The sequence below is a fragment of the Devosia sp. P1_H9 genome, from assembly GCF_056405135.1.
In genome coordinates, this window is sequence record NZ_JBFUCQ010000011.1 from 47,765 (window position 1) to 60,866 (window position 13,102).

A 13,102-nucleotide genomic window follows, 5' to 3' on the forward strand; every position below is an offset into this window, starting at 1 on the left:
CCCGCGAAGCGCGTATGCTCTTGATGGAGGCCATCCGTCCGAAACGCTGGTCCTCGACAAGCGAGGACCGCTGTGGGTCGTGTATTATTCCGAACGAGGCCTGGAGCGAGACCTCAGCGCATTCGGTCATGAGCATGAAGCGCTGAACTACTTTTGTTCAAGGCTAGAAAAGATAGTCCCAATCGCAGGCGACGGCGATGCCCGGTGACCAAAGCCGCACCGTCCTGTTCGACGTCGATGGCGTGCTCGTGCACGGCTACCACGGCCGGCCAGAAAAGCACGTGCGCTGGAACGAGAACCTGCTCGCCGACCTCGGCGTCGATCCCGACCGCTTCAACCGCGAGTTCATCTACGACATCTTCGTCAAGCGGGTGCTCGTCGGGCAAATCTCGCTGCTCGAGGCGCTGGATCGCACGCTGCCGAGCCTGGGCTATCGCGGACCCAGCATGGCCTTCGCCGGCTACTGGCTGAGCCATGACAGCAACGTCAACCAGCCGCTGCTCGACGTCGTGGCGCGGCTGAAGGCGGCCGGCACGCCGCTCTATCTCGCCACCAACCAGGAGCATATGCGGGCCCAGTGGCTGTGGCAGCAGCTCAGGTTCGGCGAGCTGTTCGAGGACATGTTCCACTCGGCCCGGATCGGCCACGCCAAGCCGAACAAGCCCTACTTCGACTGGGTGTCGAACCGCCTCGGCCCGCAGTCCGAACCCCCGCTGTTCTTCGACGACCGCGAGGACATCGTGAAAGCCGCCCGCGCGCATGGCTGGGAAGCCGTGCAATACGCCGAACTCGAAGACGTCACTGCACACCCGTGGATCGCCGAGAGACTCGCATGAACTGGACGAGCCGGCCGATGCGTCCCGGCGACGGCGAGGCGATGCAGCGACTGCACCACCGCGCCATCATGGCCGCGTCTGAAGCGCACTACTCGGTTGCTGAGCGCGAGAGCTGGGCTACCGGGCTACGACCCGACCAGTATGTCACGCCGGAAAACGGCCATTTCGACGTCGTCGAAGCGGACGGCGTCGTCGTGGCGTTCTGCGACCACGGTCCGGATGAGGTGATCGGGCTCTATGTCGATCCCACCTTCCAGGGACATGGCATCGGCAGCGCTCTACTCAACCAGGCCGAAGGCCGGATGCGGGACGCCGGCACCACTCTCGCCAAAATCCACGCGGCGACCTCGTCGCAGGCCTTCTACGAACGGCACGGCTACCGTGAGGTCGAACGTACGACGCACAAGAGCCGCGGTGGCTTGATCCTGCCCAGCGTTCGGCTGCAAAAGTCCATCCGCTGATCGCCTGGCCGAAGGAACCACCAACGTGTCGACCACTGAGTATGTGCTGATCCCTCGCACCCCCACCGTCTCCGAGCATCGTGACCTTCGCCGCCTCTCCGGCCTCAGCGAGAAGACCGAGGAAGCGTCGGTTCGCGGCCTCAGGGGAACGCTGTTTGCCGTCGTGATCGAGCACGAAGGGCAGGCCATCGGCATGGGGCGCGTCATCGGCGACGGCGGCACGGCGTACCAGATCGTCGACATCGCCGTCCTTCCTGCGCACCAGAAGCTGGGCCTGGGCAAGCGCATCGTCGCCGCCCTGGTCGATTGGCTCCACGCCAATGCCCCGAAATCCGCCTATGTGAGCCTTATCGCCGATGGCCCGGCCAAGGATCTCTACGCGCAGTACGGCTTCGAACCCACCGCGCCAGCGTCCATCGGCATGGCTCTGCGGATCAAGTGAGCGTGACCGCCAACGGTTTCCATCGTCGAATGACGATGCCATACCTCGACAGCGCCGCATTGCAGGACTATCTAACAGTCAACGGAGCCGGACTCCTCCCCGGACGACAGAAGGCATTCACATGAGCGACATCAACGCGTTCATCGACGACAAGGTGAAGAATAACGACGTGTTCCTGTTCATGAAGGGCACGCCGGATTTCCCGATGTGCGGCTTCTCGGGCCGCGTCGTCCAGATCCTCGGCTATCTCGGCGTCGACTATGACAGCGCCAATGTGCTCGAGAACCAGGAACTGCGCGAGGGCATCAAGGCCTACGCCAACTGGCCGACGATCCCGCAGCTCTACATCAAGGGCGAGTTCATCGGCGGCGCCGACATCGTCACCGAGATGTTCCAGGCCGGCGAACTGCAGTCGCACCTCGCCGACAAGGGCATCGCGGTCAAGCAGACCGCCTGACGCCAGCATCGATGGCTTGAGAACAGGCCGCGCGCCCATCAGGGCCGCGGCCTTTCGCTTGTGCCGCTCAGTACGCCAGCCCGAACTGAATCTCGATCCGGTGGTACTTGCCCCCCTGCCCGGCCCACTGGTGGTAGATCTCACGGCTTTCACCCGAGAACGCGTGGCGAGAGAGCTCGATCTCCTGCACGAGCGGCGCATAGCCTTGGGTGAAGATCGTGCGCATCGGCCCCTGATGCAGCGCACTCGCCACCATGATCGGCTCGAGCTGCTGGACTTCGAACGCGCCATCGTAGCCGTCGGCCCTTACCACCGGACGGCAGAAGCGGACGTCGAACTCGGTCTTGCTGTTCCTCGGCAGATTCCGGCCGATGAATACCCAGGCCCCCGCGACCTCCAGCCCGCAGCGTTCGATATCCGCCTCGATCGCCGCAGTGATCTCCGCGCCCGCCAGTTTGACCTGCGGGATGGTGAGCCTCCGGCCGGCGCTCAGCACCAGCATCGACTCCGTTTCCTTGATTTCCACCGTGTTCGCCCTCGTTGAGCAGGTGAAATTCGGCCACGCTCGGTTAGGAAGCAACCCGAACGCTAGAAATTTCATCCGCTTCGAGGACAATTTTCGGGTACGGAGGAACAATATGCTCTGCCTCAGGCGGAGCGGCGCACCAGCGCCACGGCCGCCTCGCTGGCGGGAACGTCGGCGGCGAACCGCAGTTCGCGCAGCGGCCGCACCCGGCGTGTTGCCTCGGCATAGGTCGGATGCGCCTTGTAGGCCGCCAGCGCCGCCGCATCGGCGAACTCGGCGTAGACCACCACATCCACATCGTTGCCGATCTGGTCGACCTTGCTGTTGCGGGTCACTTCAAAATGCGTCGAATGCGGAATCGTGCCGAGCAATTCGAGCCCCTCGACGATGGCGTCGAGTTGGTCTGGGTCCTTGGCGGTGAAGAACACGATGTGGCGTATCACGGGCGACTCCGTTGCTGCCCTGTAGATAATCCCCTGCGCCGCGCGATCAACTGCGGCATGGCGTCCGCCATCACTTTGGGTGATCGCACGCATCAGAGAAATGCGTTTCTGTGATCCGTTCGGGGGGTGTAAGTACACGGGGCTCCTCCAATCCTCCGAGTCCCCCGCTCATGTCCTCGATCACCGCCTCCCGTTCCGTGGCGACGCCGCTCGTCGCCCTGATCATCTGTGGCTGCATCATCGCGGCGGTGACCAACGGCATCCGCACCAGCTTCGGCCTGCTGACCCTCCCGATGACCGCCGATCTCGGCCTGACGCGCGAGGCGTGGGGCATGGCCATGGCGATCCAGAACCTCGCCTGGGGCATCGCACAGCCCTTCGCCGGTGGCCTCGCCGACCGCTACGGCACCGCCAAGGTGATCATCGGCGGCCTCTTGGTCTATGCGCTCGGCCTCGCCCTCATGGTGATCTCGCCCAGCGGCTCGGTGCTGAACCTCACGGCCGGTGTTATCGTCGGCGTCGGCATCGCCACCTCGTCCTTCTCCATCGTGATGATCGCGTTCGGCCGCAGCGTGCCGCAGGAAAAGCGCAGCCTCGTGTTCGGCGTCGCTACAGCAGCATCGTCGTTCGGCCAGTTCGCCTTCGCGCCGATCGGCCAGTCCTTCATTACCAATTTCGGCTGGCAGACCACCCTGCTCTACGCCGCCACCATCCTTGCGCTGGTGATCCCGCTCACCTACGCCCTGCGCGGCCGCACCGAGCGGGCCGCCGGCCAGGCCGACCTCAAGTTCATGCAGGCGCTGAGCCGTGCCTGGGGCCATGGTTCCTATCGGCTATTGGTCATCGGCTTCTTCGTCTGCGGCTTCCATCTCGCCTTCGTCAACGTCCACATGCCGGCCTATCTGGTGCAGTGCGGCCTCGCCCCCGAAGTCGGTAGCTGGGCCATCGCCGTCATCGGGCTGTTCAACATCGTGGGTTCGCTGCTCGCCGGCTACCTCGGCGGCCGGCTGCCCAAGCAATTGCTGCTCGCCAGTATCTATTTCAGCCGCGCCGTCGCCATCGGGCTGTTCGTGCTGTTCCCCGTCACCGAGGTCAGCGCCTACATGTTCGCCGCGGCGATGGGGTTGCTCTGGCTCTCCACCGTGCCGCTGACCGCCGGGCTCGTCTCGCTGTTCTTCGGTGCCCGCTACATGGGCATGCTCTACGGCGTCGCCTTCTTCAGCCATCAGCTCGGCTCGTTCGCCGGCGTGTGGCTGGGCGGTTTCGTCTACGATCACACCGGCTCCTACAGCCTCGTTTGGTACCTGGGTATCCTGCTCGGCCTCGGCTCAGCAGCCCTCCACCTGCCGATCCGCGAACTCAGTGCCAAGTCGTTCCAGCTGAAGCCGGCTCAATAGCCTCTGCCTTTCGTCAGTATTGATCAACGCCGGGTTGCCAAAGGCCGGAGATGCGCGCATCTTCCCGGCCTTTCCGGCCCCCTCCCGGCCATTCTGAGCCCAAACATGTCCAGTACAACTGTTGCAACGCGGGACCTGTCCCGCGTCGAGTTCATTGCCCTTATGGCCGCCCTGATGGCGCTCAACGCTCTCGCCATCGACGTGATGCTGCCGGCGCTGCCCTACATGGGCGAGGCCCTCGGCATCAGCCACGAGAACGAGCGGCAGTTCGTGGTCGGAGTCTACATGCTCGGCTTCGGCTTCGCGCAGCTGATCTTCGGCCCACTCACCGACCGCTTCGGCCGGCGCGGACCACTGCTCGTCGGGCTGGTGATCTATGTGGTCTGCGCCTTCGCCGCCGTGTTCGCTCCCACCTTCGCCATCCTGCTGGCGATCCGCTTCACCCAGGGCCTCGGCGCCGCCGCCACCCGGGTCATCGCCACCTCGGTGGTGCGCGACAAGTTCTCTGGCCGCGCCATGGCCGAGGTGATGTCACTCACCTTCATGGTGTTCATGGTCATCCCCATCGTAGCCCCCGGCATCGGCCAGGTGATCCTGCTGTCCGGCCCGTGGCAGTACATCTTCCTGTTCATGGGCGGCCTCGCGACGGTGATCAGCCTGTGGGCGTTCTTCCGCCTGCCGGAGACGCTCCACCCGGAATATCGCCGGCCGCTGCGGCTGAGCGTCATCGCCGAGGGTTTCCGGCTGGTGTTCACCAACCGCTCGGCGCTGTTCTACGGCCTTGCGGGCATGTTCCTGTTCGGCGCCATGTTCGGCTTCATCTCGACCAGCCAGCAGATCTTCGTCGAGATCTTCGGGCTTGGCGCGCTATTCCCGGTCGCCTTTGCGCTGATGGCCGGCACCATGTCGATCGGTGCCTTCACCAACTCGAAGATCGTGCGCCGCTTCGGCATGCGCCGACTGAGCCACTTCGCCATCCTCGTCTATGTCGGCGCAGCCTCGATCCTGCTCGCCTTCAGCCTTGGCGGGTTCATGCCCCTCTGGCTGTTCTTCGGCGTGGTGCTGGTAGTGCAGTGGATGTTCGGCTGGGCTGCCTCGAACATGAACTCGCTGTCCATGGAGCCGCTCGGTGCGGTCGCCGGCACCGCTGCTTCGGTGTTCGGCTTCACCCAGACGGTGGGCGGCGCGCTGCTCGGCACCGTCATCGGCCAACAGTTCAATGGCACGGTGACGCCGGTCGTCGCCGGCTACGTGACCATGGGGCTGTTGGCGCTCGGCAGCGTGCTGATCGCCGAAAAGGGCAAGCTGTTCGGCGTGAGCCCGCAATACGCGCACCCCGGAGCCGACGCGGGCCACTAGGCCCCGCCCTAGTCCTTCTTGCGACCTACGAAGATGGTCCAGCCGAGCAGCGGCCGGATCGTCTTCTGGTAGTACATCCAGTCGCTGCGGCTCTTCTCCAGCACCGCAGCATGGTCCGCGTGCTTTGGGTTCTCGCGCGCCCAGGTCAGCGTCGCGTGCCGATGGTGGCTGGTGTAGCGCTCGAAATCCGCCTCCGAGGCACTGATCGTCGCCGACACCTCGGCGCCGTGGCGCTCCACCACCCCCATCATGTCCACCGTATTGGGCGGCAGGATATCGCCCTTTGGCACCGCCGGGGGGTGCTTCAACACCAGGTCGCCCAGCACCACCGAGCCGCCGGGCTTGGTCGCCGCCGCCATCCATTCCAGCGCCTGCGGCACCTCGCCGATGGCGAACGAAGCGCCGAGGCAGAGCACGATGTCGTACGAAGCCGGCTCCACCCGGAACGTCTTTGCCGATGCATTGTGAAAGGTCAGGCGCCCTCGTGCCGGTGGCTTGCGCCGGGCGACCTCCAGAAAGCGCGGGTTGATGTCGATGCCGACGCCCTCGATGGCGTGCTTGTCCGCCCATTGCCGCATCAGCCAGGCCTTGCCGCAGCCGATATCGAGCACGCTGAGCCCATCGCGCACGTCGCAATAATCGTCCAGCAACCGCAGCTTGCGGTCGGTGATCGGGTTCTGGATCTCGATATCGCGCTCGGCGATCGCCCAGTAGTTCAGGTTGTCCAAACCGCGTCTCCCCTCGCCGATTTAGACCGCCACTATAGCGTAAACACCTCTGCGCGCAGTAAATTCCAGGTATCGCGATTGCTGGCAATTAGCAGCCCGCCGGCGCGGTGGCTCGGCAGGTACGCGGACCCGTCGAAGCGCGCCACATAGCCCCCGGCCTCCTGCGAGATGAGGCACCCACCGAGGTGGTCCCACGGCATCAGCTTGTTGAACGCCACGAAATGCGAAAACCCGGTCGCGAACGTCCGGTAGTCGTGTCCGGCGACCCGATAGTTCGCGGCCACCCGGATCTTGGCGAGGTTGGCCAACACCGTGGGCTTGCTCTCCGCCGGCAGGAAGGTGATCGAGACGTGCCCCACGAGGTCGCCCAACCCCGGCGCCGTCGCCACCTCCAGCCGCCACTGCGTGCCATCCGGACGCCGCTGCCACGCACCGCCACCCTTCTCGGCCAGCACCCAATCGTCGCCCATCGGGTCATAGATGATGCCGGCAATGGTCTCGCCGTTCCGCACCACCGCCGCCATGGTGGCGAACAGTGGCAGCCCGGCCGCGAAATTGGCCGTCCCGTCGACCGGGTCGACCACGATGGCGAACTCGGCGCGGTCCAGCTCATCGAGCAGCGCCGGATTGGCCGCCACCGACTCCTCGCCGACGAACAGCGCCTCCGGCCAGGCCTCTTCCACCGCCGCCTTGATCCGCCGCTCCGCTTGCTCGTCCGCCTCGGTCACGAGATCGATGGCATCCGTCTTCTGCCGCACCATCCCGGCGTCGAGATGCCGGAAGCGCGGCAGGATTTCTGCGTTGGCGGCATCGCGGAGGATGACGGCCAGGCGGTCGATATCGAAGGAGGACATGGTCAACTCTTGGTCGGTGTGGTCGGGTCAGTCGCCGGTGGCGGTCGAAGCGTTCTGCAGCCCGCGGAAGTCGAACAGCTTTGGATCGAGCAGATGGCTCGGCCGCACATTTCCCAGCGCCCGGATCATGATGTCCTTGCGCCCCGGCATCCGCTTTTCGATGTCGTTGAGCATCGCCTTCATGGCATTGCGCTCGAGCCCCTCCTGCGAGCCGCAGAGGTCGCAGGGAATGATCGGGAAGGCCATGTGCTCGGCAAACTTCTCGAGGTCAGGCTCGGCGCAATAGATCATCGGCCGCAGCACCTCGACATCGCCGTCGTCGTTCATCAGCCGCGGCGGCATCGCCGCAAGCTTGCCGCCATGGAACATGTTCATGAAGAACGTCTCGAGGCTGTCCTCGCGATGATGCCCCAGCACCAGCGCCGAACAGCCCTCCTCCCGCGCGATGCGGTAGAGGTTGCCGCGCCTGAGCCGCGAACAGAGCGAGCAATAGGTCGCCCCGGCCGGTAGCGTGCTGGTCACCACCGAGTAGGTGTCCCGGTACTCGATCCGGTGCGCGATGCCGTTCTTGGTCAGCCACTCCGGCAGGATGTGCTTGGGAAAGTTAGGCTGCCCCTGGTCGAGGTTGCAGGCGATCAGTTCCACCGGCAACAGCCCCCGCCACTTCAAATCGAGCAGCAGCGCCAGCATCCCATAGCTGTCCTTGCCACCCGAAATGGCCACCAGCCACTTCTCCCCGGCCCGCGCCATCCCGAACTTCTCGATCGCTTCGCGCATGTTGCGGACGAGGCGTTTCCTGAGCTTGTTAAACTCGACGCTGCGCGGCGCACCCTGAAACAGCGGATGCGCGCCGGAGAGGTCTTCGGCCAAGGGGTCGGCTTGGGCTTCGAGCGCGGCTGGGCTGACGATCTGGTTCATGGCGCTGCTGTACCAAACCCCGCGCCTTACCGGAAGCTTTCGGCGATTTTAACTCTCGGCAAGGTTCCACCGGATTTCTTGCCGGTTCCGGATTTAGTCAGTTAGATGACCCGACCCTCCGGAACCCCAAGGAGTCTCCCTTGTTCCGCTCATTTTTCCCTAATCCCAGAGTGTTCTTTTTGTCCGCCGTGGCGTGGACGGCGCTGTGCATGATCGCCTGGTTCACCATCGGGCCTGCCCTGCAAAGCGTCCTCAGCCTCGGCCCTTGGCTCGGCATCGCTCCAACTGAGGCGGTGCCGACCCCGTTCTTCAGTTCCGATAAGGTGTGGCTCTACCAGTACATCCTGGCCGCCGGCTATCTGTTCTGCATTCCTTGGTATTGGATCGGTGGCAACCATCGCTGGTATTGGTGGAGCGTTGTGGGGTCGGTCACGATCATCGAGATCGTCTTCTTCAACGTGCAGATCAACGCCTGGCTGAATGACTGGTACGGCAGCTTCTACGACTTGATCCAACGGGCCCTTGCAGCGCCCAACACGATCACGTTCGACGAGTACATGATCCAGATCTTCACGGTCGCCATCGTGCTCAGCGTCAGCATCACCATCCTGGTCCTGAACTCATTCCTGAACTCGCACTACCTGTTCCGCTGGCGGCGGGCCATGTCGTTCTACTACCAGGCGAACTGGAAGCATATCAGGACGACCGAGGGCGCCGCGCAGCGCATTCAGGAGGATACCGAGAGCTTCTCATCCATCGTCGAAAACCTTGGACTCTCTGTCATTGACTCGGTGATGACGCTTCTGGTGTTCCTGCCCCTTTTGTGGGGCTTGTCCGAGCACATTACCGCTCTGCCTTGGATCGGGCCGGTGCCCGGCAGCCTCGTCTGGGTCGCATTGCTCTCGGCCATCTTCGGGACGGTCCTGCTGGCCGCGGTCGGCATCAAGCTTCCAGGGCTCCAGTTCCAGAACCAGCGTGTTGAAGCTGCCTACCGTAAGGAGCTCGTTTATGGCGAAGATTACGCCGCCAGAGCCGAGCCGCTCACGGTCCGGGAGCTGTTCGTCAACGTTCAGCGCAACTATTTCAAGCTGTACTTCCACTTTCTGTATTTCAACGTCGCCCGATACGCCTACCTGCAGGGATCGGTGTTTTTCCCATACATCGCGATGGGGCCATCGGTCGTGGTTGCCTCGCTGACGTTCGGCTTGTTCCAGCAGGTGCTGAATGCCTTCGGTCAGGTCGCCGACTCTTTCCGGTTCCTGGTGAACTCATGGACGACGATCATCAGGCTGATCTCGGTGTACAAGCGCCTGCGCGGACTGGAGGAGGCCATGCCCAAGCCGCCGGTGTTTGCAAACGACTACGACGATCCTCGCTATCTCAACTCACGCGTCGGCGACGAGACAACCGGGGGAGAGTTTGAAGTCGTCGGCGAGGTCACCGGCGTCGACTACTCGGGCAGCGAGCCTGCCTTCATCGTCAATGACACATCGGTCGCCATTTCGAAGGTCGTCTCTATTCGAGCTCGAACTACTACCGCGCCCGTGGGCGACGAAAATCCAGCCACGTAGCGTTTCAGCCCAAAACAAAAGGGCCGCCCCATCGGGGCGGCCCTTTCCAATTCCAGTGATGTTCCCGCGCGATTAGCGCGAGTAGAATTCCACCACGAGGTTCGGTTCCATCTGGACCGGATACGGCACGTCGGCAAGGGCCGGGACGCGCACGTAGACGGCGGTCTGCTTGCCGTGATCGACTTCCACGTACTCAGGAATGTCGCGCTCGCCGAGCTGGTTGGCTTCGAGCACGATGCTGAGCTGCTTGGAACGCTCCTTGATCTCGACCTTGTCGCCAACCTTCACCTGGTAGGAGGGAATGTTGACGCGCTTGCCGTTGACCAGGATGTGGCCGTGCGACACGAACTGGCGGGCCGCAAACACGGTCGGCACGAACTTGGCGCGGTAGACGATGGCATCGAGACGGCTCTCGAGCAGGCCGATCAGGCGCTCGCCGGTATCACCCTTCACGCGGGCGGCTTCGGTGTAGAGCTTCTTGAAGGCCTTCTCGGTGATCGAACCGTAGTAGCCCTTGAGCTTCTGCTTGGCGCGCAGCTGCAGACCGTAGTCGGAGGTCTTGCCCTTGCGGCGCTGGCCGTGCTGGCCGGGGCCATAGGCACGGTTGTTGAGCGGGGACTTCGGACGGCCCCACAGGTTTTCGCCAAGACGGCGGTCGATCTTGTGCTTAACTGAATCGCGCTTCGACATCGGAATCCTTTCATAGATCGTCGAAAGTGATTGCGCCCTCCTCTGCCCATCCTTGCGGAACGGACCGACAGATTCCTGAATTTCAGGGAATCCCGGGTGCGCTCGAGGAGCCCTGGGGCTCGACAAGTGGGCGCGTGATAGAGGCGGAACCCGCCGGAGTCAAGCGTCAGGCGGGCAATTCAGCCCGTGTAGCCCTCGATCACCACGATGGCGATGTATCCCTTGTAGGCTTCGGGGTCTTGGATATCGACCGACGCGATCCAGTAGCCCTTTGGCATGAGCGACCTCCTCCGGAGAGGTCGCCGCCCTGCCCCTAGACCATCTTCCTGTCGAGCGTCCGCTGCGTGCGCAGCCCCGGGAACAACCGGCTCCAGATCACCGCTATGGCGATCGAGCCAATGCCGCCGATCACCACGGCCGGGACCGGGCCGATCAAGTGCGCCACCGTGCCGGCACGAAACTCGCCCAACTCGTTCGAGGCGCCGATGAAGACACTGTTCACGGCGTTGACGCGGCCGCGCACCTCTTCCGGGGTCCAGAGCTGCATGATGGTTTCGCGGATAGTGACGCTCACCATGTCCGACGCGCCGACCAGCGCCAGAGCGGGGATCGATATCCACGCAGTCGTCGAAAGCCCGAACAGTACCGTGAAGGCGCCGAACAGCCCTACGAACAGGAACAGGAGCCTGCCCGCATGGTCGCGGATCGGGAAGCGCGTCAGCACCAGCGCCATGACGATCGCACCGACACCCGGCGCAGCGCGGAGGAACCCGAGCTCCTGCGGTCCGGCGTGGAGGATATCCTTGGCATAGATCGGCAGCAGCGCCACCGCTCCGCCCATCAGCACTGCGAACATGTCGAGCGAAATGGCGCCCAGCACCACCTTGTTCGAAAAGATATAGCGGAAGCCGGCCAGCATGGTTTCGAGGCTGGTCGCCTGGCGCGACTCCCGCACCTGCGGCTTCGAGATCATCAGCACCGAGGCCATGGCGATGACCAGCAGCACCGCGCCGGTGCCGAACGCCACCGACGGCGCGATGCCATAAAGCAGCCCGCCCACGGCAGGTCCGGCGATCGAGGCGAACTGCCAGGCCGACATGTTGGTCGTAATGGCATTGGCCAGCGCCTCGGGCGGCACCAGGTTCGGCGCCAGCGATTGCGCCGCCGGGCTCCAGAATGCCCGCGCCGTACCGAGCACCACCAGGATGGCGAAGATCGGCCACACCTCATGCGCCTGCGCATTGACGAAAGCCAGGAACCCCAGCGCGCACAGCAGTTCGACCCCGAGGCAGATCGCCATGATCAGCCGGCGGTTGAAGCGGTCGGCGGTGAGGCCGGTGACGAGGATCAGCACCAGCGCCGGCAGGAACAACGAGAGCCCAACCAGCCCGAGCAGGAACGCCTCGCCGGTCACGTCGTAGATCTGCCAGGCGATCGACACCGACATGATCTGCACCGCGAAGCTGACCAGCAGCGTCGTGAGCCAGAAGAAGCGGAAGTTGCGGTAGCTGAAGGCGAGCTTGGATGGCTCGGCGGTGGCGGCTGAGGTCATGGTGCCCGCTGATGCCACGCCGCACAACGGCGCGTCAAAGCATACTTGGCACCGGAGGGCTCAACTTTCGTCAGCGCTCTTCCTCTTGCGCCCCTGTCGCAGGTGCGAGCGATCGATCGACGAAATCACCCCGCGCAGCGTGCGGATTTCCTGCGTCGACAGCTGCGCCCGGCTGAACGCGGCGCGCAGGTTGTCGACCATCGTCGGCCGCTTGTCTGCGGTCTTGAAGAACCCGGTCCGGTCCAGCGTCTCCTCGAGGTGCAGGAATAGCCCGATCAGTTCCTCGCGCGGCGCGATCGGATCGAGCCCGCCGGTGAACGGCAGCACCTCGCCCTTGTCCGCCTGCTGGCGCCACTCGTACGCCATCAGCAGCACCGCCTGCGCGATGTTCAGCGATGCGAACGCCGCCTCCACCGGGAAAGTAACGATCGCATCGGCCAGCGCCACTTCCTCGTTATAGAGCCCCCAGCGTTCCCGTCCGAACAGCAACCCGGCCTTGGCCCCACCGGCAATGTGCGAGATCATCCGCTGTGCCCCTTCCTCGGGGCCATAGACCGGCTTCTGCATGTCGCGGCGGCGCGCGGTGGTGGCGAACACCAGTTGCAGGTCGGCGATCGCTTCCTCCACCGTCGCGAACACCCGGACCTTTTCGATCACATGGTCAGCTCGCGACGCCGCCGCGATGGCGCGTTCGTTCGGCCACGGGTCGCGCGGGTTGACGATCCGCAGGTCCCACAGCCCGAAATTGGCCATCGCCCGCGCGGTCGTGCCGATATTCTCGCCCAGCTGCGGCTCGCAGAGGATGATGGCAGGGCTCGGCCGATAGCTGAACTCCTGCGACTTGTCGGTTCCGGCCATGCGCCAACTG

15 protein-coding genes are annotated in these 13,102 nt (G+C 64.2%); 7 read left to right on the plus strand and 8 right to left on the minus strand.

The annotated features are described in order from the left end of the window. Positions 1 to 197 precede the first annotated feature (197 nt). The 4 genes from AC1DYL_RS18895 to grxD all read left to right on the plus strand — a co-directional run bounded on the left by AC1DYL_RS18895 (position 198) and on the right by grxD (position 2,196). On the plus strand, positions 198 to 836 hold the full coding sequence (locus AC1DYL_RS18895; RefSeq protein WP_477174359.1) for an HAD family hydrolase: 639 nt from the start codon (positions 198 to 200) through the stop codon (positions 834 to 836). Then, on the plus strand, positions 833 to 1,297 hold the full coding sequence (locus AC1DYL_RS18900; RefSeq protein WP_477174360.1) for a GNAT family N-acetyltransferase: 465 nt from the start codon (positions 833 to 835) through the stop codon (positions 1,295 to 1,297). The genes AC1DYL_RS18895 and AC1DYL_RS18900 overlap by 4 nt, the downstream gene beginning before the upstream one ends. Positions 1,298 to 1,322: 25 nt before the next feature. Next, positions 1,323 to 1,739 carry a GNAT family N-acetyltransferase gene (locus AC1DYL_RS18905; protein WP_477157613.1) on the plus strand — a complete coding sequence of 139 codons (417 nt, stop codon included), beginning with the start codon at positions 1,323 to 1,325 and terminating at the stop codon, positions 1,737 to 1,739. Between the two features lie 121 nt (positions 1,740 to 1,860). Then, on the plus strand, positions 1,861 to 2,196 hold the full coding sequence (gene grxD, locus AC1DYL_RS18910) for a Grx4 family monothiol glutaredoxin (protein ID WP_477149570.1): 336 nt from the start codon (positions 1,861 to 1,863) through the stop codon (positions 2,194 to 2,196). Between the two features lie 67 nt (positions 2,197 to 2,263). Here grxD and AC1DYL_RS18915 read toward each other — a convergent pair whose 3' ends face one another. Then, the gene (locus AC1DYL_RS18915) at positions 2,264 to 2,722 is read right to left on the minus strand and encodes a GyrI-like domain-containing protein (RefSeq protein ID WP_477174361.1); all 459 of its coding nucleotides are present in this window, start codon (positions 2,720 to 2,722) and stop codon (positions 2,264 to 2,266) included. Positions 2,723 to 2,844: 122 nt separating this feature from the next. Continuing rightward, on the minus strand, positions 2,845 to 3,165 hold the full coding sequence (locus tag AC1DYL_RS18920; RefSeq protein ID WP_477149571.1) for a Dabb family protein: 321 nt from the start codon (positions 3,163 to 3,165) through the stop codon (positions 2,845 to 2,847). A gap of 170 nt (positions 3,166 to 3,335) precedes the next feature. Between AC1DYL_RS18920 and AC1DYL_RS18925 the strand changes: the two genes are divergently transcribed. Continuing rightward, positions 3,336 to 4,562, plus strand: a complete 1,227-nt coding sequence (locus tag AC1DYL_RS18925; protein ID WP_477174362.1) for an MFS transporter — start codon at positions 3,336 to 3,338, stop codon at positions 4,560 to 4,562. Positions 4,563 to 4,667: 105 nt separating this feature from the next. Further along, on the plus strand, positions 4,668 to 5,921 hold the full coding sequence (locus AC1DYL_RS18930) for a multidrug effflux MFS transporter (protein WP_477157611.1): 1,254 nt from the start codon (positions 4,668 to 4,670) through the stop codon (positions 5,919 to 5,921). Positions 5,922 to 5,929: 8 nt separating this feature from the next. Here the strand turns inward: AC1DYL_RS18930 and AC1DYL_RS18935 are convergent, their stop codons facing one another. From AC1DYL_RS18935 to ttcA, 3 genes are read right to left on the minus strand one after another with little or no spacing between them, the layout of a single operon-like run. Then, on the minus strand, positions 5,930 to 6,649 hold the full coding sequence (locus tag AC1DYL_RS18935; protein ID WP_477174363.1) for an SAM-dependent methyltransferase: 720 nt from the start codon (positions 6,647 to 6,649) through the stop codon (positions 5,930 to 5,932). 32 nt (positions 6,650 to 6,681) lie between these two features. After that, complete coding sequence (locus AC1DYL_RS18940) at positions 6,682 to 7,503, minus strand: inositol monophosphatase family protein (RefSeq protein WP_477174364.1); 822 nt, start codon at positions 7,501 to 7,503, stop codon at positions 6,682 to 6,684. Between the two features lie 27 nt (positions 7,504 to 7,530). Beyond that, entirely contained in the window at positions 7,531 to 8,421 is an 891-nt protein-coding gene (gene ttcA, locus AC1DYL_RS18945; RefSeq protein ID WP_477174365.1) for a tRNA 2-thiocytidine(32) synthetase TtcA, read from the minus strand. Between the two features lie 140 nt (positions 8,422 to 8,561). On the opposite strand from ttcA, the gene sbmA reads away from it, so the two are divergent. Further along, positions 8,562 to 9,992 carry a peptide antibiotic transporter SbmA gene (sbmA, locus tag AC1DYL_RS18950; protein WP_477174366.1) on the plus strand — a complete coding sequence of 477 codons (1,431 nt, stop codon included), beginning with the start codon at positions 8,562 to 8,564 and terminating at the stop codon, positions 9,990 to 9,992. Between the two features lie 72 nt (positions 9,993 to 10,064). Here sbmA and rpsD read toward each other — a convergent pair whose 3' ends face one another. The 3 genes from rpsD to AC1DYL_RS18965 all read right to left on the minus strand — a co-directional run bounded on the left by rpsD (position 10,065) and on the right by AC1DYL_RS18965 (position 13,092). Further along, positions 10,065 to 10,682 (minus strand): 30S ribosomal protein S4, encoded by a 618-nt coding sequence (gene rpsD / locus AC1DYL_RS18955; protein WP_477174367.1) that lies wholly within the window; start codon positions 10,680 to 10,682, stop codon positions 10,065 to 10,067. A 313-nt stretch (positions 10,683 to 10,995) separates the two neighbouring features. Further along, positions 10,996 to 12,234 (minus strand): MFS transporter, encoded by a 1,239-nt coding sequence (locus AC1DYL_RS18960; RefSeq protein WP_477174368.1) that lies wholly within the window; start codon positions 12,232 to 12,234, stop codon positions 10,996 to 10,998. Between the two features lie 60 nt (positions 12,235 to 12,294). Beyond that, entirely contained in the window at positions 12,295 to 13,092 is a 798-nt protein-coding gene (locus AC1DYL_RS18965; protein WP_477174369.1) for an RNA methyltransferase, read from the minus strand. Positions 13,093 to 13,102 lie beyond the last annotated feature (10 nt).